Origin of the sequence: Litorivicinus lipolyticus (assembly GCF_009650135.1) — a bacterium.
GTDB classification, from domain to species: domain Bacteria; phylum Pseudomonadota; class Gammaproteobacteria; order Pseudomonadales; family Litorivicinaceae; genus Litorivicinus; species Litorivicinus lipolyticus.
On record NZ_CP045871.1, the window covers coordinates 393610 to 418119 of the forward strand.

General features: G+C 59.1%; 23 protein-coding genes. 19 read left to right on the top strand and 4 right to left on the bottom strand.

Annotation, left to right across the window (positions count from 1 at the left end):
• The first annotated feature begins 31 nt into the window (after positions 1-31).
• Positions 32-1744 carry a putative bifunctional diguanylate cyclase/phosphodiesterase gene (locus GH975_RS01985; RefSeq protein WP_153712903.1) on the top strand — a complete coding sequence of 571 codons (1713 nt, stop codon included), beginning with the start codon at positions 32-34 and terminating at the stop codon, positions 1742-1744.
• Position 1745: 1 nt separating this feature from the next.
• On the opposite strand, the gene GH975_RS01990 is transcribed toward GH975_RS01985, so the two are convergent.
• On the bottom strand, positions 1746-3140 hold the full coding sequence (locus GH975_RS01990; protein WP_153712904.1) for a Y-family DNA polymerase: 1395 nt from the start codon (positions 3138-3140) through the stop codon (positions 1746-1748).
• On the bottom strand, positions 3137-3865 hold the full coding sequence (gene imuA / locus GH975_RS01995) for a translesion DNA synthesis-associated protein ImuA (protein ID WP_153712905.1): 729 nt from the start codon (positions 3863-3865) through the stop codon (positions 3137-3139). The genes GH975_RS01990 and imuA overlap by 4 nt, the downstream gene beginning before the upstream one ends.
• Before the next feature lie 98 nt (positions 3866-3963).
• On the opposite strand from imuA, the gene pyk reads away from it, so the two are divergent.
• Complete coding sequence (gene pyk, locus GH975_RS02000) at positions 3964-5412, top strand: pyruvate kinase (protein ID WP_153712906.1); 1449 nt, start codon at positions 3964-3966, stop codon at positions 5410-5412.
• A 41-nt stretch (positions 5413-5453) separates the two neighbouring features.
• Entirely contained in the window at positions 5454-7388 is a 1935-nt protein-coding gene (locus GH975_RS02005) for a protein-disulfide reductase DsbD family protein (RefSeq protein ID WP_153712907.1), read from the top strand.
• On the opposite strand, the gene GH975_RS02010 is transcribed toward GH975_RS02005, so the two are convergent.
• The gene (locus tag GH975_RS02010; protein WP_211365825.1) at positions 7360-7884 is read right to left on the bottom strand and encodes a TlpA family protein disulfide reductase; all 525 of its coding nucleotides are present in this window, start codon (positions 7882-7884) and stop codon (positions 7360-7362) included. The two genes, GH975_RS02005 and GH975_RS02010, sit on opposite strands and share 29 nt — an antisense overlap.
• A 61-nt stretch (positions 7885-7945) precedes the next feature.
• On the opposite strand from GH975_RS02010, the gene GH975_RS02015 reads away from it, so the two are divergent.
• The 4 genes from GH975_RS02015 to GH975_RS02030 all read left to right on the top strand — a co-directional run bounded on the left by GH975_RS02015 (position 7946) and on the right by GH975_RS02030 (position 11340).
• Positions 7946-8749 carry a MurR/RpiR family transcriptional regulator gene (locus tag GH975_RS02015; RefSeq protein ID WP_153712909.1) on the top strand — a complete coding sequence of 268 codons (804 nt, stop codon included), beginning with the start codon at positions 7946-7948 and terminating at the stop codon, positions 8747-8749.
• Between the two features lie 29 nt (positions 8750-8778).
• Positions 8779-10137: a DNA repair protein RadA gene (radA, locus tag GH975_RS02020; protein WP_153712910.1), complete on the top strand. Its 1359-nt coding sequence runs from the start codon at positions 8779-8781 to the stop codon at positions 10135-10137.
• Position 10138: 1 nt separating this feature from the next.
• Positions 10139-10771, top strand: a complete 633-nt coding sequence (gene pdxH / locus GH975_RS02025) for a pyridoxamine 5'-phosphate oxidase (protein WP_153712911.1) — start codon at positions 10139-10141, stop codon at positions 10769-10771.
• Positions 10772-10884: 113 nt separating this feature from the next.
• Entirely contained in the window at positions 10885-11340 is a 456-nt protein-coding gene (locus tag GH975_RS02030) for an Hsp20 family protein (RefSeq protein WP_153712912.1), read from the top strand.
• A 46-nt stretch (positions 11341-11386) separates the two neighbouring features.
• Here GH975_RS02030 and GH975_RS02035 read toward each other — a convergent pair whose 3' ends face one another.
• Positions 11387-11953, bottom strand: coding sequence for a 2-hydroxychromene-2-carboxylate isomerase (locus tag GH975_RS02035; RefSeq protein ID WP_153712913.1), 567 nt, complete (start codon positions 11951-11953; stop codon positions 11387-11389).
• Between the two features lie 104 nt (positions 11954-12057).
• Here GH975_RS02035 and GH975_RS02040 point away from each other — a divergent pair, with 104 nt between their 5' ends.
• The 12 genes from GH975_RS02040 to rlmB all read left to right on the top strand — a co-directional run bounded on the left by GH975_RS02040 (position 12058) and on the right by rlmB (position 24508).
• Positions 12058-12828: a sulfite exporter TauE/SafE family protein gene (locus GH975_RS02040; protein ID WP_153712914.1), complete on the top strand. Its 771-nt coding sequence runs from the start codon at positions 12058-12060 to the stop codon at positions 12826-12828.
• A gap of 63 nt (positions 12829-12891) precedes the next feature.
• Positions 12892-13266 (top strand): hypothetical protein, encoded by a 375-nt coding sequence (locus GH975_RS02045; protein ID WP_153712915.1) that lies wholly within the window; start codon positions 12892-12894, stop codon positions 13264-13266.
• A 75-nt stretch (positions 13267-13341) separates the two neighbouring features.
• On the top strand, positions 13342-14727 hold the full coding sequence (dnaB, locus tag GH975_RS02050) for a replicative DNA helicase (RefSeq protein ID WP_153712916.1): 1386 nt from the start codon (positions 13342-13344) through the stop codon (positions 14725-14727).
• Positions 14727-15746, top strand: a complete 1020-nt coding sequence (gene alr, locus GH975_RS02055; protein ID WP_153712917.1) for an alanine racemase — start codon at positions 14727-14729, stop codon at positions 15744-15746. Before dnaB ends, alr begins: the two co-directional genes overlap by 1 nt.
• A gap of 1 nt (position 15747) precedes the next feature.
• On the top strand, positions 15748-16296 hold the full coding sequence (locus tag GH975_RS02060) for a DUF2058 domain-containing protein (RefSeq protein WP_170272513.1): 549 nt from the start codon (positions 15748-15750) through the stop codon (positions 16294-16296).
• Positions 16293-17177 carry a DMT family transporter gene (locus tag GH975_RS02065; RefSeq protein WP_153712919.1) on the top strand — a complete coding sequence of 295 codons (885 nt, stop codon included), beginning with the start codon at positions 16293-16295 and terminating at the stop codon, positions 17175-17177. Before GH975_RS02060 ends, GH975_RS02065 begins: the two co-directional genes overlap by 4 nt.
• 123 nt (positions 17178-17300) lie before the next feature.
• Positions 17301-18311 (top strand): amino acid ABC transporter substrate-binding protein, encoded by a 1011-nt coding sequence (locus tag GH975_RS02070; RefSeq protein ID WP_153712920.1) that lies wholly within the window; start codon positions 17301-17303, stop codon positions 18309-18311.
• 77 nt (positions 18312-18388) lie between these two features.
• Complete coding sequence (locus tag GH975_RS02075; RefSeq protein WP_153712921.1) at positions 18389-19582, top strand: amino acid ABC transporter permease; 1194 nt, start codon at positions 18389-18391, stop codon at positions 19580-19582.
• 1 nt (position 19583) lies between these two features.
• A complete protein-coding gene (locus GH975_RS02080) occupies positions 19584-20696 on the top strand; it encodes an amino acid ABC transporter permease (RefSeq protein ID WP_153712922.1) in 1113 nt (370 codons plus the stop codon).
• Between the two features lie 15 nt (positions 20697-20711).
• Entirely contained in the window at positions 20712-21476 is a 765-nt protein-coding gene (locus tag GH975_RS02085; protein ID WP_153712923.1) for an amino acid ABC transporter ATP-binding protein, read from the top strand.
• Positions 21477-21554: 78 nt separating this feature from the next.
• Positions 21555-23780, top strand: coding sequence for a ribonuclease R (rnr, locus tag GH975_RS02090; RefSeq protein WP_153712924.1), 2226 nt, complete (start codon positions 21555-21557; stop codon positions 23778-23780).
• The gene (rlmB, locus tag GH975_RS02095; protein ID WP_153712925.1) at positions 23777-24508 is read left to right on the top strand and encodes a 23S rRNA (guanosine(2251)-2'-O)-methyltransferase RlmB; all 732 of its coding nucleotides are present in this window, start codon (positions 23777-23779) and stop codon (positions 24506-24508) included. Before rnr ends, rlmB begins: the two co-directional genes overlap by 4 nt.
• Positions 24509-24510 lie beyond the last annotated feature (2 nt).

The following is a 24510-nucleotide window of genomic DNA, read 5'->3' on the forward strand; positions in this document are numbered from 1 at the left end:
CTAGGGTGGACGCTTGCACAAAGGAGCGCCGATGGGGTCACCGGATTACGCACGACTGTTACAGCAGCCCAAGGTCATGTGGGTTGGCGCGCCGGAGCGTGGGGCACTCATTGAGCGCCTGTTGCCGGACCTGACTGAACCCTTTGAATTGTTGGTTAACAGCCCATCGCAAGCACTCGAGTGTTCTCGGGTCCCAGCCGACGTTCAGGTGGTGATGTTGGATTTGGCGGACATGGAGCAGCCCTGGCTGGCGCAGGTGTTGGCGTTTTGCGATGAAGCGGCGCACGCGGTGGTGATCGGCATCAGTGATCAGGCGTTATCGGTGCTGCCCCGCGGCGTCAGCGATTTTGCAGTGCTGCAACGGTTGGATGCCTGGGCACTAGAACGATTGGTGTCGCTGGCGGTATTGCGCCGGGCCGAGGCCTTTTCAGAACGCAGCCGTGACCTGGACGCCCTGACCGGTGCGGTCAGCCGCGCCACCCTGGGACGGCGTTTGGAATCGCTGCTGGCCCAGCCGCTGGACCGCGAACGGCCGATGCTGCTGGCGCTGATCGACATTGACGAGTTGGCCAAAATCAACGATTTGGGCGGCGAACGGGCCGGCGATCAAGTGTTGGCCCGGATGGGGCGCCAGTTACGCCAGACCTTGCTGGTGCGCGACACCATTGCGCGCGTCAACGGCGGCACGTTCGCGGTGTTAAGCCCGAGCATTAAGGGCTCATTGGCGGTCTTTCGTGTCGTCGAAAAAATTCATCAGGCACTGGCCTCGGCACTGGAACTGCCGTACCGCGGCGCTCCAGCCAGCTATTCCATGGGCGTGGTGGTGTTCCCGGATGCGGGATTAAAAGCCGTGGACGTGATGCCCGCGGCGGAACTGGCCTTGCGTCAAGCCAAGCGCCAGCACGGTATTTCGTGCCGCTATTTTACCGCCGGCATGGGCCAGCTTCACGAGCGTCAACAAAGCGTTGAAATCGCCCTGCGTCGAGCGTTACGTCGCGAAGAATTTGCCTTGGAGTACCAACCCCAAGTGGATGCGGTCAGCGGTCGTATTCAGCGGGTCGAGGCGCTGATCCGGTGGGACCACCGCGACCGCGGCAAGTTAGCGCCGGGCGAGTTTTTGAGTATCGCCGAAGACAGTGGCCTGATGACCAGCATCGGTCATTGGGCGACACACTGCCTGTGTGCGCAGTTGGGCGTACACAGCGACTTGGCGGTGGCGATTAACTTGAGCCTGGCCCAGCTTAATGACCCGACTTTTGTTGACACGACCCTGCGTATTTTGGCGCAGGCGGGGTTTGCGGCGGATCGTATTCAGTTTGAAGTCAGCGAGGCGACGATCCAGTTCAATGCTGCGGAAACTGGACGCCGTATTCGTCAATTGTCCGAGGCCGGCATGGGGTTCGCGTTGTCGGGGTTTGGCGACGGTCATATCAACCTGATGCAATTGGATCGGCTGCCAATCTCGACTTTGAAATTAAGCCGCCAGCGCGTCGCCGAGATGGGCACGGTTGAGGGCCATCGTGTGGCCGGGGCCTTGATCGGGGTAGCCAAACAGCTGGAACTGAAGATCGTCGCTGAGGGCGTCGAAACGGCGGCGCAGTTAAGCCAGCTTTCGAGTTTTGGGGTGGATGCGTTGCAAGGTTTTTTGTTCAGTCCTGCGGTTGATGCATCGGCACTGCAGTCTCAATTGGGTCAGGCCGATGGCACACGCTTGAACTTGATTCAGGCGTTGCGTCGGGCCTGAGTCAGGCGAACAAACCATGTAGGTACCACGCGTGGGTGCGCAAGTCCTGATAGACCCACATTAAGGTGCCGTTGTGCCAGGCGACTTGATAGTCCCGGCGCACACCTTGGTCATGCCACCAGCGGCTTTCGATACGCTCGGGCCCACGCACGCAGTGCATTTGTTGGACTTGGTGTGGGTTTAACGGGCGTGGCTCGTCAAGTAACCAGGTGGGCCGAATCAGTGGTGTGCTGTGATGTTGGTCGGGCTGGGCGCCCCAGTGGTTGATTTGGTTGGCGTCTTCGGGCACCCACCCGCTGTTGCAGCTAAGGCCAAGCAAGGCGTCGTCACCTAAGCGTGCGCGCAGGGCATTGAGCAGGCTGGTTTGGGTGTCTTGGCTTTGCGGCGCCATTAGGTCTGGTGTTTGTGCATGCCAGGCTTGGAAGCTGCGGCTTTGCAAGCGCAAGTCACCGACTCGATCGCTTAGAGCCAGGGTCGGCAACTTTATTTTAAGCGGTTCCAGCAAGTCGCTGAGTTGGTTGCTGCCGCCGCCCAAATCAATGCGCAGCGTCAATTCGCTGCGGTTTTCTTGGCGGGCCGTTACGCTAAGCTGGGTGCATTGCAATTGACGCGCTTTGAGGTAGTCCTCGAATTGCTCTAGCAAGTGACGCAGCGGAAATATCAATGCGGTGCTGGTGCGACAGGGCTGTTGTAGGTGCAGCCAGGCATCGAAGTGTTCGCGCGGTTGCCATAACGGGCGTGGATCCGGGCGCTGGCCGAGTAAGCGCTGAAGGTAGTCAATTAAGCTGTGGGGGAAGCGCCGGGCTAAATCGGCGCCGCTGAAGGCCATCAGTTCGCCGACCGTTTTCAGCCCCATGCCCTGCAATTTTAGTAACAGGGGCGTTTCCAGCGGCAGGCTGTGCAGCGGAATATTAGGCAACCACTCGCGGGTTTGCTCGACATCCAAGGTCTGCCACTCCAAGGTCGCAAACTGTAGCGCGGCGGCGGGCGTCGGCCCTAAGCCCATGCGACAGCGCCCGATGCGGTGCAATACGCGGGTTTGCATGCGTTGCCATAGGGTTTCCAGGTCGCCGAATAATTTCAGGCTGCCGCCGACTTCCATGATCAAGTGTTGGTCGTGGCAGTGAACCCAGCTGCTGTGGCGGTAGGCCCAGTCGGCGCTGGCGCGCATCAATGAGCGTTCGGTGTTGCGGCAACGTGGTGACAATGTGATGTTGGCCAGTGCCAAGGCGGTGTCGGCGCTTTGTCCGGCCAAAATGCCCAGGTTTTCAGCCTCGGCATCGGCGGCAATCACATGGCGATTTTCGACCACCACACAGGGGCTGAGGGCGCCGCCTAAGCGGGCGGCGGCGAGAGCCAAGTCGTCGATGCACAGGGCTAGGTATAGGCTACTCATAGCTGCGCGTGCCGATGTGGCTCCAGCCATGACAGTTGCGCGTGGTCGGGTAGGTTGCTGGGTTTTGGCTTGGCGTGTTGGGCGGCTTGCAGGGCCAGCAGCGGCAGCCGGATCGGGTTGTAGCCGCGGCCATTGCGCTGGCGCTGTAGATGGACATCGACTTGGCCCATGGTTTCGCTGGGGTGCAGGTAAATGCGGGCGTGGGTGCCGGCATCCAGCTGCCAGTTGGCATGATGTATTAAGTGGCCAAGCGAATGTCCGCGTTCGGCGGCCATTTGCAGTCGCCGCAAGGCCGCGCTGGAGGGTGCGTGACGTAACCAGGCCATGGCGCTGTCGACGCAGCCGGACTGTAAGCATCGTTCAAAAGCCCACAGTGCATCGCCTGAGTTTTGAGTGCGGATAAGCAGGCAGTTGGCTAGATTAATACCCTGCGCGGCCAAGGCTTGTGGCATGGGGGTGTGTGGCGGATCGAGCCAGACCCAAAGTTTGTCGGTGTCGCCGCGTTTTTGCAGTCCCGGCAGTATCAGTTGAAGTTCGCCGGCGCCGGGTGTTTTGCTGTGTATTTCGGTGATGCCGTGCGCCGGCCAGCCGCCTTGTGCAAGCTGGTCGTCGAGCTGGGTGAATCCGCTGGGGCGCTTGCCCGCGGGCTTTGTGCGCAAGGACGAGCCGTCCGCGGTCCAGACCTGGCCTTGTTCAAGGATGGAACCGAGTGTGATGGTTTGCATACTGTCATTATATACAGTAATTGAGGGCGCGTGATATACCTGGGTCGGTGGTATAGTTAGATGTAGTAATAAAACAATATTTTAGAAGGTGAGTTCAGATGTCATTGCGCCGCACAAAAATCGTAGCCACTTTGGGACCGTCAACGGACTCGCCCGAGATGATCGATCGGATCATCAAGGCGGGCGTTAATTGCGTTCGCCTGAACTTCTCGCACGGCGAGCCGGAAGATCATCGCCAGCGCGCGGAGTGGGTGCGTAAAGCGGCCTCTGACAACCAAGTGCAGGTCGCGATTTTGGCCGACTTGCAGGGTCCTAAGATCCGTATTGCACGCTTTGCCGATGGCCACATTGAGCTGGCCCCCGGCGACACCTTCGTGTTGGATGCCAGCCTTGAACGCGATGCCGGCACACAAACCGAAGTTGGTATTGATTACAAGGCATTGCCCAGCGATTGCACCGCCGGCGACTTGTTGTTGCTAGACGACGGCCGTATCACCTTGCGCGTTCAGTCGATCAGTGGCGAGCGCATCACCACGGTGGTTGAGCGTGCCGGCACGCTGAGCAATAACAAGGGCATTAACCGCCAAGGCGGCGGTCTGTCGGCGCCTGCGCTGACCCAAAAAGACTTGAGCGACCTGCGCAGCGCGGTCGAAATCGGCATTGATTATATCGCCGTGTCCTTCCCTCGCAGCGCTGCGGACATGCGAGAAGCGCGCCGCGAAATGAAGGCCGTGGGCGGCACCGCAGGTTTGATTGCCAAAATCGAACGCGCCGAAGCGGTCGCCGACGAAGCCACCTTGGACGCGATTATTCGTGAATCCGACGGTGTCATGGTGGCGCGTGGTGATTTGGGCGTGGAAATTGGTGACGCCCACTTGGTCGGCGTTCAAAAACGCATTATCGCTCGGGCCCGTGCCTTGGATCGCATCGTCATTACGGCGACACAGATGATGGAATCAATGATTTCAAGCTCACTGCCGACGCGTGCCGAAGTGTTTGACGTCGCCAACGCGGTCTTGGACGGTACCGATGCGGTCATGTTAAGCGGTGAAACGGCCGCTGGCAGTTACCCGGTTGAAACTGTCGAGGCTATGGCGCGCACCGCCGAAGGCGCCGAAGTTGAACGCGAAGCGCGTATTTCCGAGGAGCGCCTACAGCAAGCCTTCACCAGCCATGACGAGGCGATTGCCTTGAGCGCCATGTATGCGGCCAACCGCCTCAAAGGCGTCGCGGCGATTCTGTGTTTGACCGAATCCGGTTCAACACCGCGTTGGATGAGCCGGATCGGCTCGCATTTGCCGATTATTGCGATGACCCGTGAGCCCTCAGCGCTGGGTCGGATGGCCCTGTATCGTGGTGTTTTCCCGGTTGCACTGGATTACCAGTCCACGCCGAGTCTGCGCGTTGACGAGCAAGCCATCCAGGCGGCCGCTACCTTGGGCTACCTTAAGGCCGATGATTTGGTGATCTTTACCAAAGGCGATCGCTTGGGGCTGCACGGCGGCACCAACACCATGAAAATTTTGCGCGTCGGCGATTTTCTCTAAGTCGCTGGAACCCATCACCTCTTTTGGGCTCTAATGGGCCCATGCGATGGCTCTTACTGATTGCTGCGGTTGTCCTTAGCACAACCGTTCGCGCCACTACCTTGCCCGCCGGCACCGTGCCGGCGTTGGTGTCTGAATCTGGCCAGTTAACGGCCGGCCAAACGCATTGGGTCGGTTTGCACCTGCGCTTACAGCCAGGCTGGCACACCTATTGGCGCAACGCTGGGGCGTCTGGTGCGCCCGCGCAGATCGATTGGGCGCTGCCGCCGAGTTGGATTGTCGGATCGACTCGCTGGCCGACCCCCGAGGCCAAAGTGTTTGCCGGGCTCAACGTATTTGGTTACGAATCCGAGGTGCTGTTGATGGCCCCGATTCAGGTCCCGTGGGACTACCAGGGCGCGTCGGTGACGGTATCGGCTGACGCTAACTGGCTGACCTGTCGTGACATCTGTGTGCCTGAATCCGCCACCCTTAGCTTGACCTTGGGGCCGGACGGTATTGGCCAGCCCCGCCTGTTTGCCCAGACCCGTGCCGCGCTGCCGGCCAGTGAGCCGCTGGACGCCGTGTGGGATGCCCGCGGACGGCTCGCGGTCAGCCTGCCGGCGGGTATCCCGTCGGGTTCGCGCTGGCAGCTATTCCCCTACAGCAACGACGTTATCGCCGCGGCGGATTTCGCCCCGGTTGCCGCCGTGGGTCAGCGCGCGGTGTTTTCGGCGTCGCCGGGCGATGTCCGTCCGCGGGCCTTGGTGGTCCACCAGGCCAGCGGCCAAAGTTGGCCGTTAGCGGTCAGCGCAGGCGCGGTCCAGCCCGCGCAGTCGCCGTGGCTGCAAATGTTGCTGTTTGCGCTGGTCGGTGGGGTGTTGCTGAATTTGATGCCCTGTGTGTTTCCAATTTTGTCGATCAAGGCGCTGGGCTTGGCTCAAAGCGCGGGCTTGTCACGCTCTGAACGCCTGACCAAAGGCCTGGTGTTTACCCTGGGCGTGCTGGTCAGTTTCGTAGTGTTGGCGGCGGGGTTGCTGAGCCTTCGTCAACTCGGCCTGAAAGTCGGTTGGGGTTTTCAGCTGCAATCGCCGTGGTTCGTCGGTGCGATGGCGCTGGTGATGCTTGCAGTCACCGCAGCGCTGGCGGGTGTGATCGAGTTGCGCGGATCGTGGGCCGGTGTTGGACAGGGGTTGACCCAATCTGCGGGCTGGCGTGGCGATTTTTTCACCGGGGTACTGGCGGTCGTGGTGTCCAGCCCCTGTACGGCGCCGCTGATGGGGCCGGCCATGGGCTTTGCACTGGCCAGCGGCACCGGCATGACCTTGGCGACCTTTGTCGCGCTTGGACTGGGGTTGGCTTTGCCGATGCTGTTGCTTCACCTAAGTCCGGCGCTGGCCCGCGCGTTGCCGCGACCGGGTCCTTGGATGCTGCGGTTTAAACAGTTCTTGGCGTTCCCAATGGGGCTGACCGGGCTGTGGCTAGTATGGATTTTGGGGCGTCAAATTGGCGTTGGCTTTGACTTCCGCTGGGCTTTGGGCGTGGTGGTGGTGGCGCTGATCGTCTGGGTGTGGCGCATTGCCGAGGCGCCACGTTTGGCGGTGGGCTTGGTGTTGGCTGCACTGATCTGGGCTGGCTTTGGCATCCAGGGCGCGCTGCAACCGCGCCTACAATGGGCCCCATATTCGGCGCAAAGCCTGGCCGATCATCGCGCTGGCGGGCGTACGGTCCTGACTAACATGACGGCGGACTGGTGCATTTCGTGCTTGGCCAATGAGCAGTTGGTATTTAGCCATCCATCGTTAGCGGGCTTGGATGTCAGTTGGCTCAAAGGCGACTGGACTGATTACGACCCGACTATTACGGCGTATCTTGACAGCTACGGGCGCATCGGCGTGCCACTGTACGTGGTCTATCGGCCCGCTGCTATGCCGCAAGTACTGGGCCAGGTGCTAACGCTGGATGGGCTTACCGAGGCGCTGTCAGCTGAGCCTTGATCCAGGCTTGCTCGCCGGGATCGGCCCAATTGCGCACGCCGTCCGCACGTGCAATTAATTGGCCGTCGCGGATTAAAAACGTGCTGGGCAAGCCACGCAACGCCAGTGCCCGCATTTCGGCAAACCCGACGCCCACGGTGATTTGGTCCCGGCGCCATTGAATGGCGGGGTTGTCGGCGGCAAACCGTTCAATTTGTTCGACGCTTTCGCCGACATTGACCAGCCACAGCGACCCCGCGCTGCCCAATGACTGTTCCAGCGCCAATAGGTCAGGCAGCTCTTTGACGCAGGGGGCGCACCAGGTCGCCCAGAAATTGATCACCCCGGTGCTGGGTTGCGGGGACTGCTGTGGGTCGCTGAGGCGTTGCCCAAGCGCGCCGGGGGCGAGGGCTTGTTGTTCAGGCTTTGTCCATTCCGAGGCCGCAACAGAGGGACCTATTGCCGCCAAAATCCAAAACAAAAGCTTCACACGCGTCGCGTTTTTGGGCCATTTCACTATCTTGTTTCCTATAAATGCTCTAGCGTCGCCTAACTTAATACGATTCAGGCCGACTGTAATGATTCTTGAACGAATCCAGGCGCAAGCACCGGGGCTCAGCAAATCAGAGCGGCGTGTGGCGGACGTCTTTTTGAACGAACCGCACGCGGCTATTCACCTGTCAATCGCTAAAATGGCCATCCAAGCCGGTGTTAGTCAACCCACAGTAAACCGTTTTTGCCGGCGGGTGGGGTGTCTCGGTTACCCGGACCTAAAACTAAAATTGGCCCAAGAGCTCTCGTCCTCGCAGGACTATAGGCTGCGCGACATACATGAAGATTTAACTGGCGTCGCGATTTTCGAGCGGATGTTTGAATCCCACCTGGCCTTGGTCCAAGACGCCCACCGCCGTGTCCGTGAATGGCCAATCCGCACCTTGGTTGATTGGCTTTTCATGGCCCAGCGGGTGTTTGTATTGGCTGGGAAAAACGAGCACGCCGCGGCCCTTCGTCTGGTCGAAGCCTTTCGTCATCAGGGCATTCAGGCCAGCCTGTCGTTGCCGACGCCGCGTGAGCCGCTGGGTGCCAGTGACATAGTGCTCGCTCTGGATTTGACCGGTACCAGCGCGGCTAATACTGCGCTTGAACCGTATCGGGTGCGCGGTGCCCGTTTGGTCGCGGTGGCGCCGGAGTCACTGCCGCTGGCGGCCAATGCCGACATGACGGTGGCGCTGGTGAATGCGCCGGTCGTGCACGACGCGGATTATTGGATTACGCAGTCGTTGCTGACGTTATTCGCTGATTCGTTGATAATGGCGGCCAGCGCGCGCTCGGATCGGTCCTCGATCGGCTCGGCGACGTCGCTTTATCTTAATCGCGCCTGACGCCATGTCTTGGCGCCCTGGAGGTGCTCTTGGCTAAGGCCAAAACCCTGTTTACCTGTTCCGGCTGCCGCGCCAGTTACCCGCGCTGGCAGGGTCAGTGTTCGACCTGTGGAGAGTGGAATCTGGTGTCCGAAGCGGCCGCTCCACTACTGTCAAAGTCAGCCACGTCCTGGACCGGGTCGGCACCGGCACGGATGAAGCTGTCGGACGTCAAAACCGCAGATATCGCACGCATTCAAACCCGCTCACATGAACTTAACCGCGTCCTGGGTGGCGGCTTTGTGCCAGGTTCAGTGGTGTTGCTGGGCGGGCACCCCGGGGCCGGCAAATCAACTCTGTTGCTACAAGTCACCAGTGCGCTGGCGGCCGAGCGCCCGGTGCTGTACGTCAGTGGCGAAGAGTCGCTGGAGCAAATTGCCGTGCGCGCTCAGCGTCTGGGGCTGGATCCGGCGCACCTGGAGCTGATGAGCGAAACCCGGGTCGAGGGCATTTTGGCGGCGGCCGAGGACATGCAACCGGCAGTGATTGTGGTCGATTCGATTCAGGTCACTCGGGTTGCCGAGTTAACCGCCACGCCCGGTAGCGTCACCCAGGTGCGCGAGTCGGCGGCGTTGCTGACCCGACACGCCAAGCAAACCGGACAGGTGGTGCTGATGATTGGCCATGTCACCAAAGACGGCAATTTGGCGGGGCCTAAAGTGCTTGAGCATATGATCGATGCGTCGTTGCTGCTGGACGGTGATGCGGACGGCCGTTACCGCACCTTGCGGGCGGTCAAGAACCGCTTTGGTACGGTCAACGAGTTGGGCATTTTTGCCATGACCGACAAAGGGTTGCGCGAAATTCGCGAGCCCTCGGCCATTTTTCTGGACCGCCCCGACGAGCCCTCTCCCGGCAGCGCCGTGTCGGTCACGCGCGAGGGCACGCGCCCGCTTTTGATCGAGATTCAAGCTTTGGTCGACACCGCGCATGGACCGCCGCGGCGGTTGGCGGTTGGCCTGGACCAGGCCCGTCTGGGGATGCTGTTGGCGATTTTGCACCGCCACGGCAATGTTCTGATCGGTGATCAAGACGTATTCGCCAACGTCGTCGGCGGTGTCCGGCTGACCGAAACCGGTGCGGACTTGGCCTTGGTGCTGGCCTTGGTCAGCAGTTTTCGCTCGATCGCGCTGCCGTCGGATTTGGCGATGTTTGGCGAGCTCGGGCTGGGCGGTGAAGTTCGCCCCGTGCCCGGCGGTCAAGAACGCATCACCGAGGCGGTTAAACACGGATTCAAACGCTTACTGGTGCCGGCCGGTAATGCCCCCAAGAAAGCCCCTGCGGGGGCTGATATTGTGCCGGTGCGCACCCTCAGCCAAGCGCTTGATGCGTTGGCCAACTGGAGTTGATATGAACCGAGAGCTGTCTGACTTGCGTCAGGATTACCGTGCCGGCGAATTGCACCGGGACGAACTGTTGGACGATCCGTTGGATCAATTTAACCGCTGGTTTGACCAGGCCAAGGCGCAATGCCGCGAGGCCAACGCGATGACCTTGGCGACGGTGGCGGATGGGCGACCGCAAGCGCGGGTCGTGCTGCTCAAAGATTTGGATGCCAGTGGCTTTAGCTTTTACACCAATAAAGACAGTGCAAAGGGGGTGGCGTTGGCGTCGACACCATACGCGGCGTTGGTGTTTTGGTGGGAGGCATTGGAGCGGCAGGTGCGCATCGAAGGGCGCGTCGAGCACGTTCCGGACGCGGCTGCGGACGCGTATTTCGCGTCACGCCCGCGGACCAGCCAGTTGGGCGCGTGGGCGTCGCAACAATCGCAGGTGTTGGGTAGCGAAACCCAGCTGCAACGCCAGTTCGATGAAGCGGCCGAGCGCTTCCCCGACCAGATTGAGCGCCCGGCGCACTGGGGGGGATATCGGGTGGTGCCAGAGGTTATTGAATTTTGGCAGGGTCGCTCGTCACGTTTACATGATCGCTTTGAGTACCGCCGTGCCGGTGGCGGCTGGACGATTGACCGAAAATCCCCTTGAAAATGAAATTCGCAGTCCTCAGGTAGTCAGTAGGGTGCTCAATGGAGGCCCTATTAATCGCCCGCTCCATGTGAGGGGCAAGACTAATCAATTGCTCAACTGAGGATTGCACCATGACAATAGACTTTACACCCCTGTACCGTAGCTCCGTCGGTTTCGACCGCCTGGCATCAATGCTCGAAAGCGCGTCGCGTCAGGACGTATCCAGCGGTTATCCGCACTACAACATCGAAATCACCGCGGAAAATAGCTACACCATTTCGCTGGCCGTGGCCGGTTTTGATCGGGCGGAACTGAGCCTTGAAACCCATCGTGACGAGCTGCTGATCAAAGGCAAAAAAGCGCTGGTCGAGGACGGTGATACGCCGCGAAATTTCCTGCATCGCGGTATTGCCCAGCGCAATTTCGAACGCAAATTCCAGCTGGCCGAGCACGTCCGAGTGACCGGCGCTAACTTGGAGCATGGTATTTTGCATATTGAGTTAGTGCGTGAAGTACCCGAGGCACTAAAGCCGCGCCAAATTGAAATCGCCGGACCCGGCAATGATCATTTGATTGAATCGAACTAACCTCAACAACGTCAGGGCGACCCGTCGCCCTGACGCCTGAACTTGACTAGACGTAGTCCGCCAAATCGTCGATTTTTTCCTGTCCCCAGAACAACTGCTCGCCAACCTGATAGAAGGGGCTGCCGAATACGCCCGCGTCGATCGCCGCTTGGGTCTCATCAGTCAGCAACTGCGCAGCATCCGCCGCGGCGCTGAGCCAGGTTGCATCCATGCCCAGCTGTTCCGAGATCGCCGCTAAGGTGTCGGCGTCGGCAATGTTTTTGTCTTCGGCCCAGACCGCGCTCAGCAGTGCCCGCGCTAACGCGCCGATGTCCGCGCCTGCGTTTCGCGCAACCAGCATCCACTGGCATGCCAGCGACGCATCAACCGGGAAAAACGCCGGCTTCAGATTGACCGGCAGCCCTGACTTTTTGGCTAAACGCTCGATTTCCTGAAGGCGATACGCTTGGCGCTGGGGGCTGCGCTGGGGTACCGGCACTCCACCAGTCGCAGCGAATACCGCGGGTATGTTAAAAGGGCGGTAGTTAATCGTCAGCCCGGTCTTTTCTAAGCGGTCGCCTGCAAAGTAGGTGAAGGGTGAAATCGGCGAAAACCAGTAGTCAACTTGTGCCATTGGGCGTAATCCTGAGTCGGCGAATGAATGCGCCAGAGTCTGACACCTCGGCTGGCCGATGGCGAGCTGTAACCCCCTCGAATGATCAATAAGGATGGCCGGTTTTGGCTGCGCTAGAAATACACTGGATCGGCCTGCTGCTGGCCATTTTCGTGGGCTCCTATGTCCAGACCCTGAGCGGCTTTGCACTGGGAATGTTGGTGATGGGGTTTGCGACCGGCTTTGGCTTGGCGCCGATCGCGTTTACCGCAATGTTGGTCAGTGCCTCGGCCTTTCTTAATTCTGCGCTGGGCTTGCAGCGTCATTGGCGGCAAATCCCGTGGCGCAGCGCGCTATGGCTGTTAGCACTGCAAAGCCCAATGATGGTCGCCGGTGTTTATGCGCTGAATGTGCTGTCGGGTGATTCGGTTGCCTGGCTCGAAATACTGATGGGCACCATCTTCATGCTGACCGCGGCGACTTCGGTGATGACGCCGCCGCGCAACGCACGCACCAGTGGCCCCGGGGTGATGGCGCTGACCGGCGCCTTGTCGGGTTTCTTGGGCGGGCTGTTTAGCACCGGTGGGCCGCCTTTGGTCTTTACCCTGTATCGCCAGCCCTGGTCGCTGCCGGTGGTGCGCGCCTGTTTGTTTTTGATGTTCAGCGTCAGCTCCATCGTGCGCCTAGCGGTAGTGGGAGTTAACGGTGATTGGTCGGTTGAGCTGGGTTACGCCATTGCCATTGCGTTGCCGGCCATCGCCGCGGGTGCGTTCGCCGCCCGCCGGTGGTCGCCCGCATTGAGCGACACAAACTTTCGCCGCGCAGCCTATGCGCTATTGTCGGCGCTGGGCCTTTGGCTAGTGGTCTCGGGTATTGGTTTGCTTCGTGCGATTTGATTGTGTACTAATAGGTTGCGACTTTAGTCGCGGTGCCAGGCTGGCGACATAGGGGCGGTAAGCATGACAATAAAAACAAATGCAGGACGTTATGGGCTGATCGTGCACTGCATTGCGGTGATGATTAGTTACGGTTTGCTGCGTGAAACGCAGGCTTTTGCATTCGCGTGGGCCGCGGCCGCGTTGGCCGGCAGTGCCCTGGGTTGGTTCGTCAGCTCGGGCGAATGGCGCGCCTTGGGCGGTGACCTGGTGGCGGCGCTGGTTGGCATCGTATGTCTGTTGTTTGGTGTGCTGCTGCCACTGATTGCGCTGAACAAACTGGCCGAGCCGGAGCTGATGGTCGCGGCCGCATTGGGTGTGCCGGTGGGTGTGTGGTTGGCACTGTGGGTGGCGCGGCGTCGTTCGCCGGCGACTGACTCGTCGATGCGCTCGGTCTGAGCGATTAAAGGTCTGGTGTTCAACGAGGCCGATCATTAACCTGCGTGCTGCAGCTCAGCATCTAGGACGTTCGCCTTGGCCCAACTCGACAACGATATTGAATCCATTAAAACACCGCCGCACTCGCTTGAAGCCGAGCGCGCCGTCTTAGGCGGCTTGTTGCTTGAACCCCGTGTTTGGGAAGACGTCAGCACGATTGTGGTGGCCGAGGATTTTTACACCCAAGCGCACCGCCTTATTTTTGATGCCATTGTCGACTTGACGCGCTACGACCAGCCGTTGGATGCGGTGACCTTAGTGGAAACGCTCAAGCGTCACGATACGCTGGCCGACTCGGGCGGCGCGGCGTACATCATGGAAATGGTCGAAGAGACCCCGGGTGCGAGTAACGTCAAGGCCTACGCGCAAATCGTTCAAGAGCGCTCGGTACTGCGCAATATGATTGCCACGGCGCGCAACATTGCCGACTCGGCCTACCGGCCACAGGGCCGCCTGGCTACTCAGATCTTGGAAGAAGCCGAGCAACAGATCCTGCAAATCGCCGAAAACCGGCCCGGTGTTGGCGAGGCCGTCAACGTTGACCGTATTTTGGAATCAGCGATCGCCAAGGTCGAAGAGCTGTTTAAAACCGAGGGCACCATTACCGGTGTCAGTACCGGCTTTAAAGACCTGGATGAAAAGACCGCAGGCATGCAGAAGTCCGATCTGGTGATCGTCGCGGGTCGTCCGTCCATGGGCAAAACCACCTTCGCGATGAACCTGGTCGAGGCCGCCTTTATGCGTGACGTACCGGCGGTCGTGTTCAGCATGGAAATGCCATCCGAGGCCATCGTGATGCGTCTGATGGCATCGTTGGGTCGTATCAACCAGGGCAAGTTGCGAACGGGTGACTTGCAGCCGGAAGATTGGGATCGACTGACCACCGCGGTCCGTTTGATGCAGGGCAAGCCGCTGTATATCGACGACACGCCGGCACTAACACCGACCGACATGCGCTCGCGCGCGCGTCGTGTTGATCGCCAGGTTCGGCAAAAATTCGGTCGCGGCGTTGGCATGGTCATGGTCGACTACCTGCAATTAATGCGAGTCGCCGGCGGCGGCGAAAATCGAGCCACGGAAATTTCTGAAATTTCGCGGTCGTTGAAGGCGCTGGCTAAAGAATTGGAGTGCCCGGTGATTGCGCTGTCCCAGCTCAACCGATCGTTGGAGCAACGCCCGAACAAGCGGCCGGTGATGTCTGATTTGAGGGAGTCTGGTGCGATCGAACAAGACGCAGACATCATTATGTTTATTTACCGCGATGAGGTGTACAACGAAAACACCGAGGACAAAGGCGTCGCCGAAATCATCATTGGTAAACAGCGCCAAGGATCGATCGGTACCGTGCGCCTAGCGTTCATCGGTAAATACACCCGTTTTGATGACCTGGCCCAGGGCAACTATGAGGACTACCACGCCTAATGCGCCCGTTGATTGCACACCAAAGTCGCGGCGCGTTACGCCACAACCTTAGTCGATTTCCTAAACCTAGCTGGGCCGTGGTTAAAGCCGACGGCTATGGCATGGGTGCGCTCGAAGTCGCCCGCTCGTTGGATCAGGCGCCGGGTTTTGCCGTGGCTTCGGTGGGCGAGGCCATGGTGTTGCGCGAAGGCGGCATCAGTGCGCCCATTTTGGCCCTTGAAGGTCCGTTTGATCTTGAAGATTGCCGCGACGCGGCGGCCTATCAGTTGGACCTGGTGATTCACGACCTTGCACAGTTGGATTGGCTCGAAGCACTCGATCGGCGCCAGTGGAGCGGGCTGTGGATCAAGCTGGATACGGGCATGCACCGACTGGGCATGTCCGAAACGGCGGCCCGTGAAACCGCTCGACGTATCGAAGCGCTGTCGGTCGGACGTAAGGTGTGGATGAGTCACTACGGCCGCGCCGACGAAGTCGAACTGGCACTGCCGGCGCTTGCGTCACCGCCGCCGGGTTGGTCGATTAGCCTGGCCAATTCGGCGGCGTCGCTGGGGCACGCGTTGCCGGCGAATATTGGGCGTGCGGGGATCGCACTGTACGGCGCCTCGCCGATCAGTGGCGACTTGGGTTTAAATGTGGTCCAGCGCCTGACCTCGCAGGTGGTGGCGGTGCGCCATGTGCCGGCGGGCGAGGGCGTCGGTTACGGGGCGCGCTGGGTGGCGCCGCGTGATAGCGTGATCGCGACCATTCCGGGCGGTTATGCCGACGGCTACCCCCGGGCCATGCCTGACGGTGCGCCGGTGTCGGTGGCCGGGGTTATCTGCCCTTTGGCGGGGCGCGTGTCGATGGATCGAATGACCGTCGATGTGACGCTGGCGGGTGACGCGGTCAAACGCGGTGCGCCGGTCGAGCTGTGGGGACGCGAAGTCCCGATCGAGACCTTGGCCAGCCTGGCCAATACCATCCCGTATGAACTGTTTTGTAACGTCGCCCCGCGTGTGGCGAGAATCTGGAGTTAACGTGAGTAAGTCCCTGTCAGACCAACTGCAAAATTTGGGGTTGGTCGATAAGTCCAAAGCTAAAAAAGCCGCCCACGACAAGCGCGTGACGAAAAAGAAAAAAGCCAAGTCCAAGATCCCCGATGGCCCCAGTACGCATGAATTAACCGCCCAGGCGATGGCCGAGGCGCAGGTCAAAAAAGCCGAAAAAGACCGTGCGATCGAGGCGCAGCGCAAGGCCAAGCGTGAGCAAGCGGAACGCTTGGCGCAGGCCCGCGACATCGTTAAGTCCAATGGCACCTTGGCCAAGGGTGACGACCGCAAGTACCGCTTTACGCTGGACAAAAAGATCAAAGAGTTTTGGGTCTCCAATGCCGACTTCGAACGCCTGGCCAAAGGCTTAATCGGCGTGGTCCAGATGGACAAGCGCTGGATGCTGATCGATCCGGAGGCACTGATTCGCGTTCGCGAGCGTGCCCCTGAGCTGGCCAGCTTCTTGGCGGCGCCTGAAGTGGCAGATCCGGATGATCCCTATGCGGACTACCAGATTCCGGATGACCTTGACTGGTGATCTATGAACTAGCCGCCCTGGCTGCTGCGGTGCTGTGGGCTTGCACGGCAATCATTTCGACCGGCCCGGCTAAGGCGTTGGGAGCCGTTCATTTCAACCTGTTTCGCATGGCGATGGTGTTTGTCGGCTTGCTGGTGGTGTCCTTAATGACCGGTGGCTTTGACGCCGTGCTGTGGGCCCAGGCCGGTCCGTTGCTGTTAAGCGGGGCGATCGGCATTTTCTTGGGCGACACCTTGATGTTTTCGGGGTTGCGCCGGCTGGGGCCGCGCCGCAACCAGGTCATCTTCGCGACCAATGCGCCACTGGCGGCCATTATTGGTTGGCTGTGGCTCGGTGAAACCTTTCAGTGGATCGGCATTGCCGGTGTCGCCTTGGTCTCGATGGGTGTCGCCACGGCGGTCTTTTTTGGTCGTCGCAAGGACGAAACCCATGCCTTGGAGTCGACCGACGGGCGGCTACTGGTTGGCATTTGTTTAGCGCTGGGCGCGGCCTTGTGCCAAGCAGTTGGCATTGTCGTGTCGCGACCCGCCATGGAAGCCGGCGTTGACCCGATCGCGGCCTCGGTTTTACGTGTCGGAATTGCGGTTTTAGGCCTATTTGTGTCGTATTTGATCCACCATCGCGCCCTGCCCAGCATTCCGTCACGCCCGTTGTTGGTTCAAACCGCCATCAGTGGGTTACTGGGAATGGGTGTCGGAATGACGTTGGTTCAGTACTCATTAATTGGCGCAAAGGCCGGCGTCGTTGCGACACTTTCGTCACTTTCGCCCGTATTGATTCTCCCGGTGCTTTGGATTATCTATCGCCGTCGACCCGCGCTTGGCGCGTGGGTTGGCGCGGCCATTGCAGTGTCGGGTTCGGCGCTTTTATTTGCCCGTTAGCCCGATGGTTGCCATCCACGGTAAATGACGTGTACGGTAATAGGGTTAAGCGTTCGTCATTTTTGTGATCAAGCGCGTTGACACCAACAAAATTAAAAACAATTCCCAGTTTTAGGAGATCCTATGAAACTGATCAAGAAAACTGCTGTAGCCGCGATCGCTGCAGTGACCGCGTCTGCGGCAATGGCTGGTCCTGTTTTGGACAAAATCGTTTCACAGGGCCACGTACAGTGTGGCGTCAGCCAAGGCTTGCCGGGTTTCTCTAACCCTGACGCAAATGGCGACTGGACCGGTTTGGACGTTGACCTTTGCCGCGCCGTTGCTGCAGCTGTTTTGGGCGACGCTGACGCCGTTAAATACTCTCCTTTGTCAGCCAAAGAGCGCTTCACTGCGCTGCAGTCTGGCGAAATCGACGTGCTGTCACGCAACACGACTTGGACTGCGACTCGCGACACCGCGCTGGGCTTGAACTTTGCTGGCGTTATGTTCTACGACGGACAGGGCTTCATGGTTCGTAAAGACTTGGGTGTTGATAGCGCTCTGGAATTGGACGGCGCATCAGTCTGCACCAACCAGGGCACCACGACTGAGTTGAACATGGCTGACTACTTCCGCAGCAACGGCATGAGCTACGAGCCTGTTGTATTTGAAAAGGCTGACGAAGTTGTCGCCGCGTACGACGCAGGTCGTTGCGACGTCTACACGACTGACACCTCGGGTTTGGCTGCACAGCGCACCAAGCTGGCGGACCCTAACGCTCACAAAGTGTTGCCTGAAGTGATCTCGAAAGAGCCGCTGGGGCCTGTGGTTGCTCACGGCGACGACCAGTTGCTGGACGTGGTTAAGTGGAGCATCTACGCCATGCTGGAAGCCGAAGAAATGGGCTTGAACAGCAAAAACATTAAGAACAAGCGTGCAACGACGACTAACCCCGCCGTCAAGCGTTTTGTCGGTGACGAAGCTACACTGGGCGAAGGCTTGGGCCTGAGCGCAGACTGGGCGTTCAACATCGTTTCTCAGGTCGGTAACTACGCTGAACTGTATGAGAAAAACATTACTCCGATCGAATTGCCCCGTGGCGTTAACAGCCTGTGGACAAAAGGCGGCCTGATGTACGCGATGCCGTTGCGTTAATCGCGATTTGGCATAGTGATAAGGGTGGGGCGGAAGCACCCACCCTTTTTTATATATAAAACCGCTTGAGGAAAATCATGAGTCAAGCAACCCCACCTGCAGGTCAACGGCCTGCCAAGCCACCGATGTGGCGAGACCCCGAGAAACGGGCGCTGTTGTTTCAGGCGCTGGCCCTTGGGTTTGTTTTCTACCTAGGCTACTCCTTGGTGGTGAACACGATGACCAACCTCGAACGCCAGGGCATTGCCTCGGGCTTTGGGTTCTTGTCATCCAATACTGGATTCTCGATCGCCGAGACGCTGATCCCTTACAACGAGGACAGCTCCTACTTTGACGCCTTTTTGGTGGGTCTGGCGAACACCATATTTGTCAGTATCGTCGGTATTATTTTAGCGACGCTGCTCGGCTTTACGCTGGGCGTGGCGCGGCTGTCTAATAACTTTTTGATTTCGCGTTTGGCGGCGGTTTACGTCGACACACTGCGTAACATTCCGCTGCTGCTGCAAATATTCTTTTGGTATTTTGCCGTGCTGCGGCCGCTGCCAAAGCCCAAGCAAGCGGTTGAGTTTTGGGACGCGGTGTTTTTGTCTAACCGCGGCCTGGTCGGACCCAAGCCTATTTGGGAGGACGGCGCCGGCTTAATTGGTGCCGCTGTTATCGCAGCGTTGGTCGGCGCGGTCATGATCGGTCGCTGGGCGCGCAAGCGCCAGGCGGAAACCGGCCAGCCCTTCCCCGTCTGGCGAACCGGCTTTGCGCTGTTGATAGCGTTGCCAGTTTTGGCAGCCGCGGTGACCGGCTTTCCGTTTACCTTTGAAGTGCCGGTGCTGAAGGGCTTTAACTTCCGCGGTGGTATGACCTTGACGCCTGAATTTGCTGCCTTGGTGTTGGCCTTGTCGACCTACACGGCGGCATTTATTGCCGAGATCGTTCGTAGCGGCATCATGGCGATCAACAAGGGCCAGACCGAAGCGGCCTATGCGCTCGGCTTGCAGCCTGGCATCACCATGCGCTTGGTGATCATTCCCCAGGCGCTGCGTGTGATTATTCCGCCGTTGACTTCGCAGTACCTGAACCTGACCAAGAACTCGTCATTGGCGGCGGCGATTGCCTACCCCGATTTGGTGGCGATCTTCTCGGGTACGGCGTTGAACCAAACCGGTCAAGCGGTTGAAATTATGGCCATGACCTTGGCGGTATACCTGTTCTTGAGCTTGCTGATTTCAGCTGGCATGAATTGGTATAACGACCGCATGGCATTGGTGGAGCGATAGTATGAGTGAGCAATCTTACACACCGGGTCAGCACCCGGACCTGCCGCCGCCCAGTAGCCTGGTCGGCCCGGTCGCTTGGCTACGTAGCAACCTGTTTGATGGCCCCATCAACAGCGCACTGACGTTGCTGGCGATCTACTTGCTGTACATCATCATTCCCCCGATGGCGAGCTGGCTGTTTATTTCGGCCGACTGGGTCGGCACCAGCCGCGATGACTGTTCCAAAGAGGGCGCCTGCTGGGTGTTTATCGATGTTTGGATGCAGCAACTCATGTACGGCCGTTACCCCAGTGAAGAGCTGTGGCGCATCAATTTGTCGTACATCATGGTGGTAGTCACGGCCCTGCCGTTGTTCTTTAAGGCGGTTCCGACCAAGGTCAAAAGCGCGCTGGCGGTCACCTTGTTGGTGATCTACCCAATCGTGTTCTTCTACCTGTATGTCGGTGGCAGCTTTGGCCTCGAGTTCGTCGAGACGCCGCGCTGGGGTGGCTTGTTCCTGACCCTGGTGATCGCAGTCACCGGTATCGTCGCGTCACTGCCCCTGGGTGTGGTGCTGGCGCTGGGCCGGCGCTCGAACATGCCGGTGGTCAAGTCGATCTGTGTTGTGTTTATCGAGTTCTGGCGTGGCATCCCGTTGATTACGGTGCTGTTCATGGCGTCGGTCATGTTCCCGCTGTTTGTGCCCGAAGACCTTAGCCCGGACAAGTTAGTCCGTGCACTGGTCGGTGTTGCGCTGTTCAGTTCGGCCTACATGGCCGAGGTGATTCGTGGGGGGCTGCAAGCCATTCCCAAAGGCCAGTACGAAGCGGCCGATGCCTTGGGTCTGAGCTACTGGAAGTCGATGTGTCTGGTGATTTTGCCGCAGGCGTTGAAGCTGGTCATTCCCGGTATCGTCAACACCTTTATTGGCCTGTTCAAGGACACCACCTTGGTCTTAATTATTGGTCTGTTTGATCTGTTGGGCATGGCCCAGGCGGCGGCGACCAACACCGATTGGCTTGGCTTTACGATCGAGGGCTATGTGTTTGCAGCCTTTGGATTCTTTGTTTTCTGTTTTGGTATGTCACGTTACAGCCAGCGCCTTGAGCGCGAGCTGGACACGGGTCATCGTTAATTTTTGGAGCCTCATATGAGTGAACAACAACGACAAGTCTCCGACGAGTCCGTGATCAAACTGATCGGCATGCACAAATGGTATGGCGACTTTCACGTCCTCAAGGACATCAACCTGGAAGTGAAGCGTGGCGAGCGCATTGTGATTTGTGGGCCTTCAGGGTCGGGCAAGTCGACCATGATTCGTTGCATCAATCGCCTCGAAGAACACCAGCAGGGTCAGATCATTATTGAAGACACCGAGCTGACCAACGATGTCAAAAACATCGAAGAAGTTCGTCGCGAAGTCGGTATGTGCTTTCAACACTTCAATTTGTTTCCGCACCTGTCGATCTTGGACAACCTGACGCTGGCGCCGATTTGGGTTCGCAAGATGCCCAAAAAAGAAGCCGAAGAACTGGCCATGCATTACTTGGAACGGGTCAAGATCCCTGAGCAAGCCGACAAGTATCCAGGTCAGCTGTCCGGTGGTCAGCAGCAGCGTGTCGCGATTGCACGCTCATTGTGCATGAAGCCAAACATCATGTTGTTTGATGAGCCGACCTCGGCGCTGGATCCGGAAATGATTGCCGAAGTGTTGGACGTCATGGTGACGCTGGCCGAAGAGGGCATGACCATGTTGTGCGTCACCCACGAAATGGGCTTTGCACGCAAGGTGGCGGACCGTGTGATCTTTATGGACGGTGGCGAAATTATTGAACAGAACGAGCCAGAGGCGTTCTTCAATAACCCTCAAAACGAGCGTACACAGCTATTTTTGAGCCAGATTCTGAACCACTAATAAGGTTTTGGATCACACAGGGCGGCTTCGGTCGCCCTTTTTTATGCGCGCGCAGCACGGTGCTGTTACCATGCGCGGATGAAAGACCCCTTCGAGGACCGAGAGTCCGAAAACTACGAGCGACCGATCGCGTCGCGTGAATTCATCATTCAAATTTTGACCGACGCCGGCAAGCCTTTGTCCTTTGACGACATCGCAGACGACGTTGAAATTCAATTGGATCAAGAAGAAGCCTTGCAGCGACGGTTGATGGCCATGTGCCGTGACGCCCAGATTGCATCGGACCGTGAAGGCCGCTTCATGTTGGTGGACAAAACCGACCTGATTGCCGGTCGCTTTTCGGCCCACCCGGACGGTTTCGGCTTCGTCATTCGCGATGACGGTGAAAAAGACCTGTTCGTGCACGACAAGCAAGCCATGAAAGTCTATGACGGCGACCGGGTATTGGTGCGCGCCGTGCAATTCCGCGGCCGTAATGATTACGAAGCCAAAATAGTTGAAGTCACCGACCGCGCGCATACCGCCTTGGTCGGACAATTAAAACGTAACAGCGGCGTCTGGATGGTCGAGCCGCGCAACCGAAAGTTGGTCCACCCCGTGATCATGCAGCCCGACCAGATCGGTCAGGCCGAAGAAGGTCAGTTCGTCAGTGTCGAATTGACGTCACAGCCCAGCCACCGCGCCAGTCCGACCGGCCGTATCGTTCAAATCATCGGTCACGACGATGATCCGGGCATCGAAATTGCGGTCGCCGTGGGCACGCATGATTTGCCCCACGAATTTAGCCAGCAGGCGATCGACCAAGCCGATGCCTACGGTGAGTTTATTGATCAGGGCATTGCGGCGACCCGCAAAGACCTGCGCGCATTGCCGTTTTGCACCATTGACGGCGAGGACGCCCGTGACTTTGATGACGCGGTGTTCGCACAGCGTACCGATGGCGGCGGCTGGAAGTTGTGGGTCGCCATTGCCGACGTAGCAGAATACGTCAAGCCCGGTATGCAGCTGGACACCGAGGCGGTTGAACGCGCCACCAGCGTGTACTTCCCGCGCCAGGTTATTCCGATGCTGCCCGAGGCACTGTCCAATGGCCTGTGCAGTTTGAACCCGGACGTTGATCGCCTGGCGATGGTCGCTGAAATTAACGTCAGCGCCCGCGGCGCTATGACGCGAGTTAATTTCCACGAGGGCGTATTTCGCTCCCACGCACGCCTGACCTATAACCAGGTCAACGATGCCTTGGAAGATGGCGCGGCGTTCGCGGCGATTCCGGGTGGTGCGGCCGTCCAAACCAACATCACCGATCTGTACAGCCTTTATCACGTGCTCAAGAAAGTCCGCGCGGAACGCGGGGCGATTGAATTTGAAGCGCCGGAACCGATGTTCCAAATGGACGCGAATGGGCACATTGCGGGTATCACCGGTCGCTGGCGTGGTGATTCGCATAAACTGATCGAAGAATGCATGTTGCTGGCCAACGTGGCCGCGGCTAAGTACCTGATCAAACACGAAAAGCCGTCGCTGTACCGGGTCCACGAGGGGCCGTCGGTGGACAAGCTGATTGCCACCCGTGCCGCCTTGGCGCCGATGGGACTGCACCTCCAAGGCGGAGACGAGCCAACACCCGAGGACTACCAAGCGGTGATGGAGCAGGCCCGAGGTCGTCCGGACGAGTCGTTGATTCAAGTGTTGTTGCTGCGTTCGATGTCCCAGGCACGCTACGAGCCGGATGCGAAGGGCGGCCACTTTGGCTTGGGTTACGAGGCCTACACCCACTTCACCAGCCCCATTCGCCGCTATCCGGATTTGATGGTCCACCGTGCGTTGAAGTCGATTTTGCGCAAGGACCCATCGGTCTACCCCTACGACCAGGCGCGCTTGGAAACCATGGGCGAGCACTGCTCTAACTGCGAGCGTCGTGCGGATGATGCCAGCCGGGATGTGAATGCCTGGCTGAAATGTCGCTTTATGACCCAGCACATTGGTTCGGAATTTACCGGCGTTGTGACCGGTGTGGCGCCCTTTGGGCTGTTCATTACCCTCAACGACATGTTCGTCGAGGGCATGGTCCACGTCACCGCGCTGCCGGCGGACTATTACCGACATGACGCCACCACCCACTCGATGGTGGGCGAGCAATCCGGTCAAACTTTCCGCTTGGCGGACGAGTTAAAAGTACGCGTGGTGCGTGTTGACATGGACACGCGGCGTATCGACTTTGATATTCCGGGTATGCAACCGGCGAAAGACAAAAAAGGCAAAAAGAAAAGTCGCAAGAAAGGCGATCGAGGGCCGCGCCGATGAATGAGAGCATTGTAGGCTGGCACGCGGCGATGGCGCTGATTGAACGGTCGCCGGCGCGTGTCCAGCAAGTGTTGGTATTGGATTCGCTGGCCCCGGCGCGATTTGAACAGCTGCAACAAGCTGGCGTGACCTTTACCGCGCTGCCCAAGGCTCAGTTTCTTAAGCAGGGCAATACCTACGAGGACGTTGCCCACCAAGGCATTGCGGTGATCGCATCGCCGTCGGCCGCGTTGCCCGAAGGCGCGCTGGCCGAATTGCTGGGCGGTGTCGACACGCCGCTGTTGCTGGCGCTGGACGGGGTCACCGACCCGCGTAACCTCGGGGCCATATTGCGAAGCGCCGAAGCGGCCGGTGTCACGGCGGTGATTCAGCCTAAAGACAACAGCGCGGCACTGAACCAGGCGGCACGTAAAACCGCTTGCGGGGCGGCCGAGTTGGTCCCGCTGGTGACCGTCACGAACCTTAAGCGCACCTTGGAAAAGCTGCGCAAGGATGGGTTTTGGGTCAGCGGCGCGGCCGGTGAAGGCGCGATTGATGCGTTCAAGGCCGACCTGACCGGTCCACGTGTGATCGTGGTCGGCAGCGAGGGTCGCGGCCTGCGCAAAGGAGTGCGCGATGCCTGTGATGAAATGGTTGCCATTCCTATGGTCGGCGCGATCAGCTCGCTGAATGTGTCGGTGGCCACTGGGGTCCTGCTGTTTGAGGCCCTGCGTCAACGCCGGAGTTAACC

What these genes read in the sequence shown, in the direction of transcription:
- GH975_RS01985 (WP_153712903.1), top strand. Translation starts at nt 32, where the DNA reads ATGGGGTCACCGGATTACGCACGACTGTTACAGCAGCCCAAGGTCATG.
- GH975_RS01990 (WP_153712904.1), bottom strand. Translation starts at nt 3,140, where the DNA reads ATGAGTAGCCTATACCTAGCCCTGTGCATCGACGACTTGGCTCTCGCC.
- imuA (WP_153712905.1), bottom strand. Translation starts at nt 3,865, where the DNA reads ATGCAAACCATCACACTCGGTTCCATCCTTGAACAAGGCCAGGTCTGG.
- pyk (WP_153712906.1), top strand. Translation starts at nt 3,964, where the DNA reads ATGTCATTGCGCCGCACAAAAATCGTAGCCACTTTGGGACCGTCAACG.
- GH975_RS02005 (WP_153712907.1), top strand. Translation starts at nt 5,454, where the DNA reads ATGCGATGGCTCTTACTGATTGCTGCGGTTGTCCTTAGCACAACCGTT.
- GH975_RS02015 (WP_153712909.1), top strand. Translation starts at nt 7,946, where the DNA reads ATGATTCTTGAACGAATCCAGGCGCAAGCACCGGGGCTCAGCAAATCA.
- pdxH (WP_153712911.1), top strand. Translation starts at nt 10,139, where the DNA reads ATGAACCGAGAGCTGTCTGACTTGCGTCAGGATTACCGTGCCGGCGAA.
- GH975_RS02030 (WP_153712912.1), top strand. Translation starts at nt 10,885, where the DNA reads ATGACAATAGACTTTACACCCCTGTACCGTAGCTCCGTCGGTTTCGAC.
- GH975_RS02035 (WP_153712913.1), bottom strand. Translation starts at nt 11,953, where the DNA reads ATGGCACAAGTTGACTACTGGTTTTCGCCGATTTCACCCTTCACCTAC.
- GH975_RS02045 (WP_153712915.1), top strand. Translation starts at nt 12,892, where the DNA reads ATGACAATAAAAACAAATGCAGGACGTTATGGGCTGATCGTGCACTGC.
- alr (WP_153712917.1), top strand. Translation starts at nt 14,727, where the DNA reads ATGCGCCCGTTGATTGCACACCAAAGTCGCGGCGCGTTACGCCACAAC.
- GH975_RS02070 (WP_153712920.1), top strand. Translation starts at nt 17,301, where the DNA reads ATGAAACTGATCAAGAAAACTGCTGTAGCCGCGATCGCTGCAGTGACC.
- GH975_RS02075 (WP_153712921.1), top strand. Translation starts at nt 18,389, where the DNA reads ATGAGTCAAGCAACCCCACCTGCAGGTCAACGGCCTGCCAAGCCACCG.
- GH975_RS02080 (WP_153712922.1), top strand. Translation starts at nt 19,584, where the DNA reads ATGAGTGAGCAATCTTACACACCGGGTCAGCACCCGGACCTGCCGCCG.
- GH975_RS02085 (WP_153712923.1), top strand. Translation starts at nt 20,712, where the DNA reads ATGAGTGAACAACAACGACAAGTCTCCGACGAGTCCGTGATCAAACTG.
- rnr (WP_153712924.1), top strand. Translation starts at nt 21,555, where the DNA reads ATGAAAGACCCCTTCGAGGACCGAGAGTCCGAAAACTACGAGCGACCG.
- rlmB (WP_153712925.1), top strand. Translation starts at nt 23,777, where the DNA reads ATGAATGAGAGCATTGTAGGCTGGCACGCGGCGATGGCGCTGATTGAA.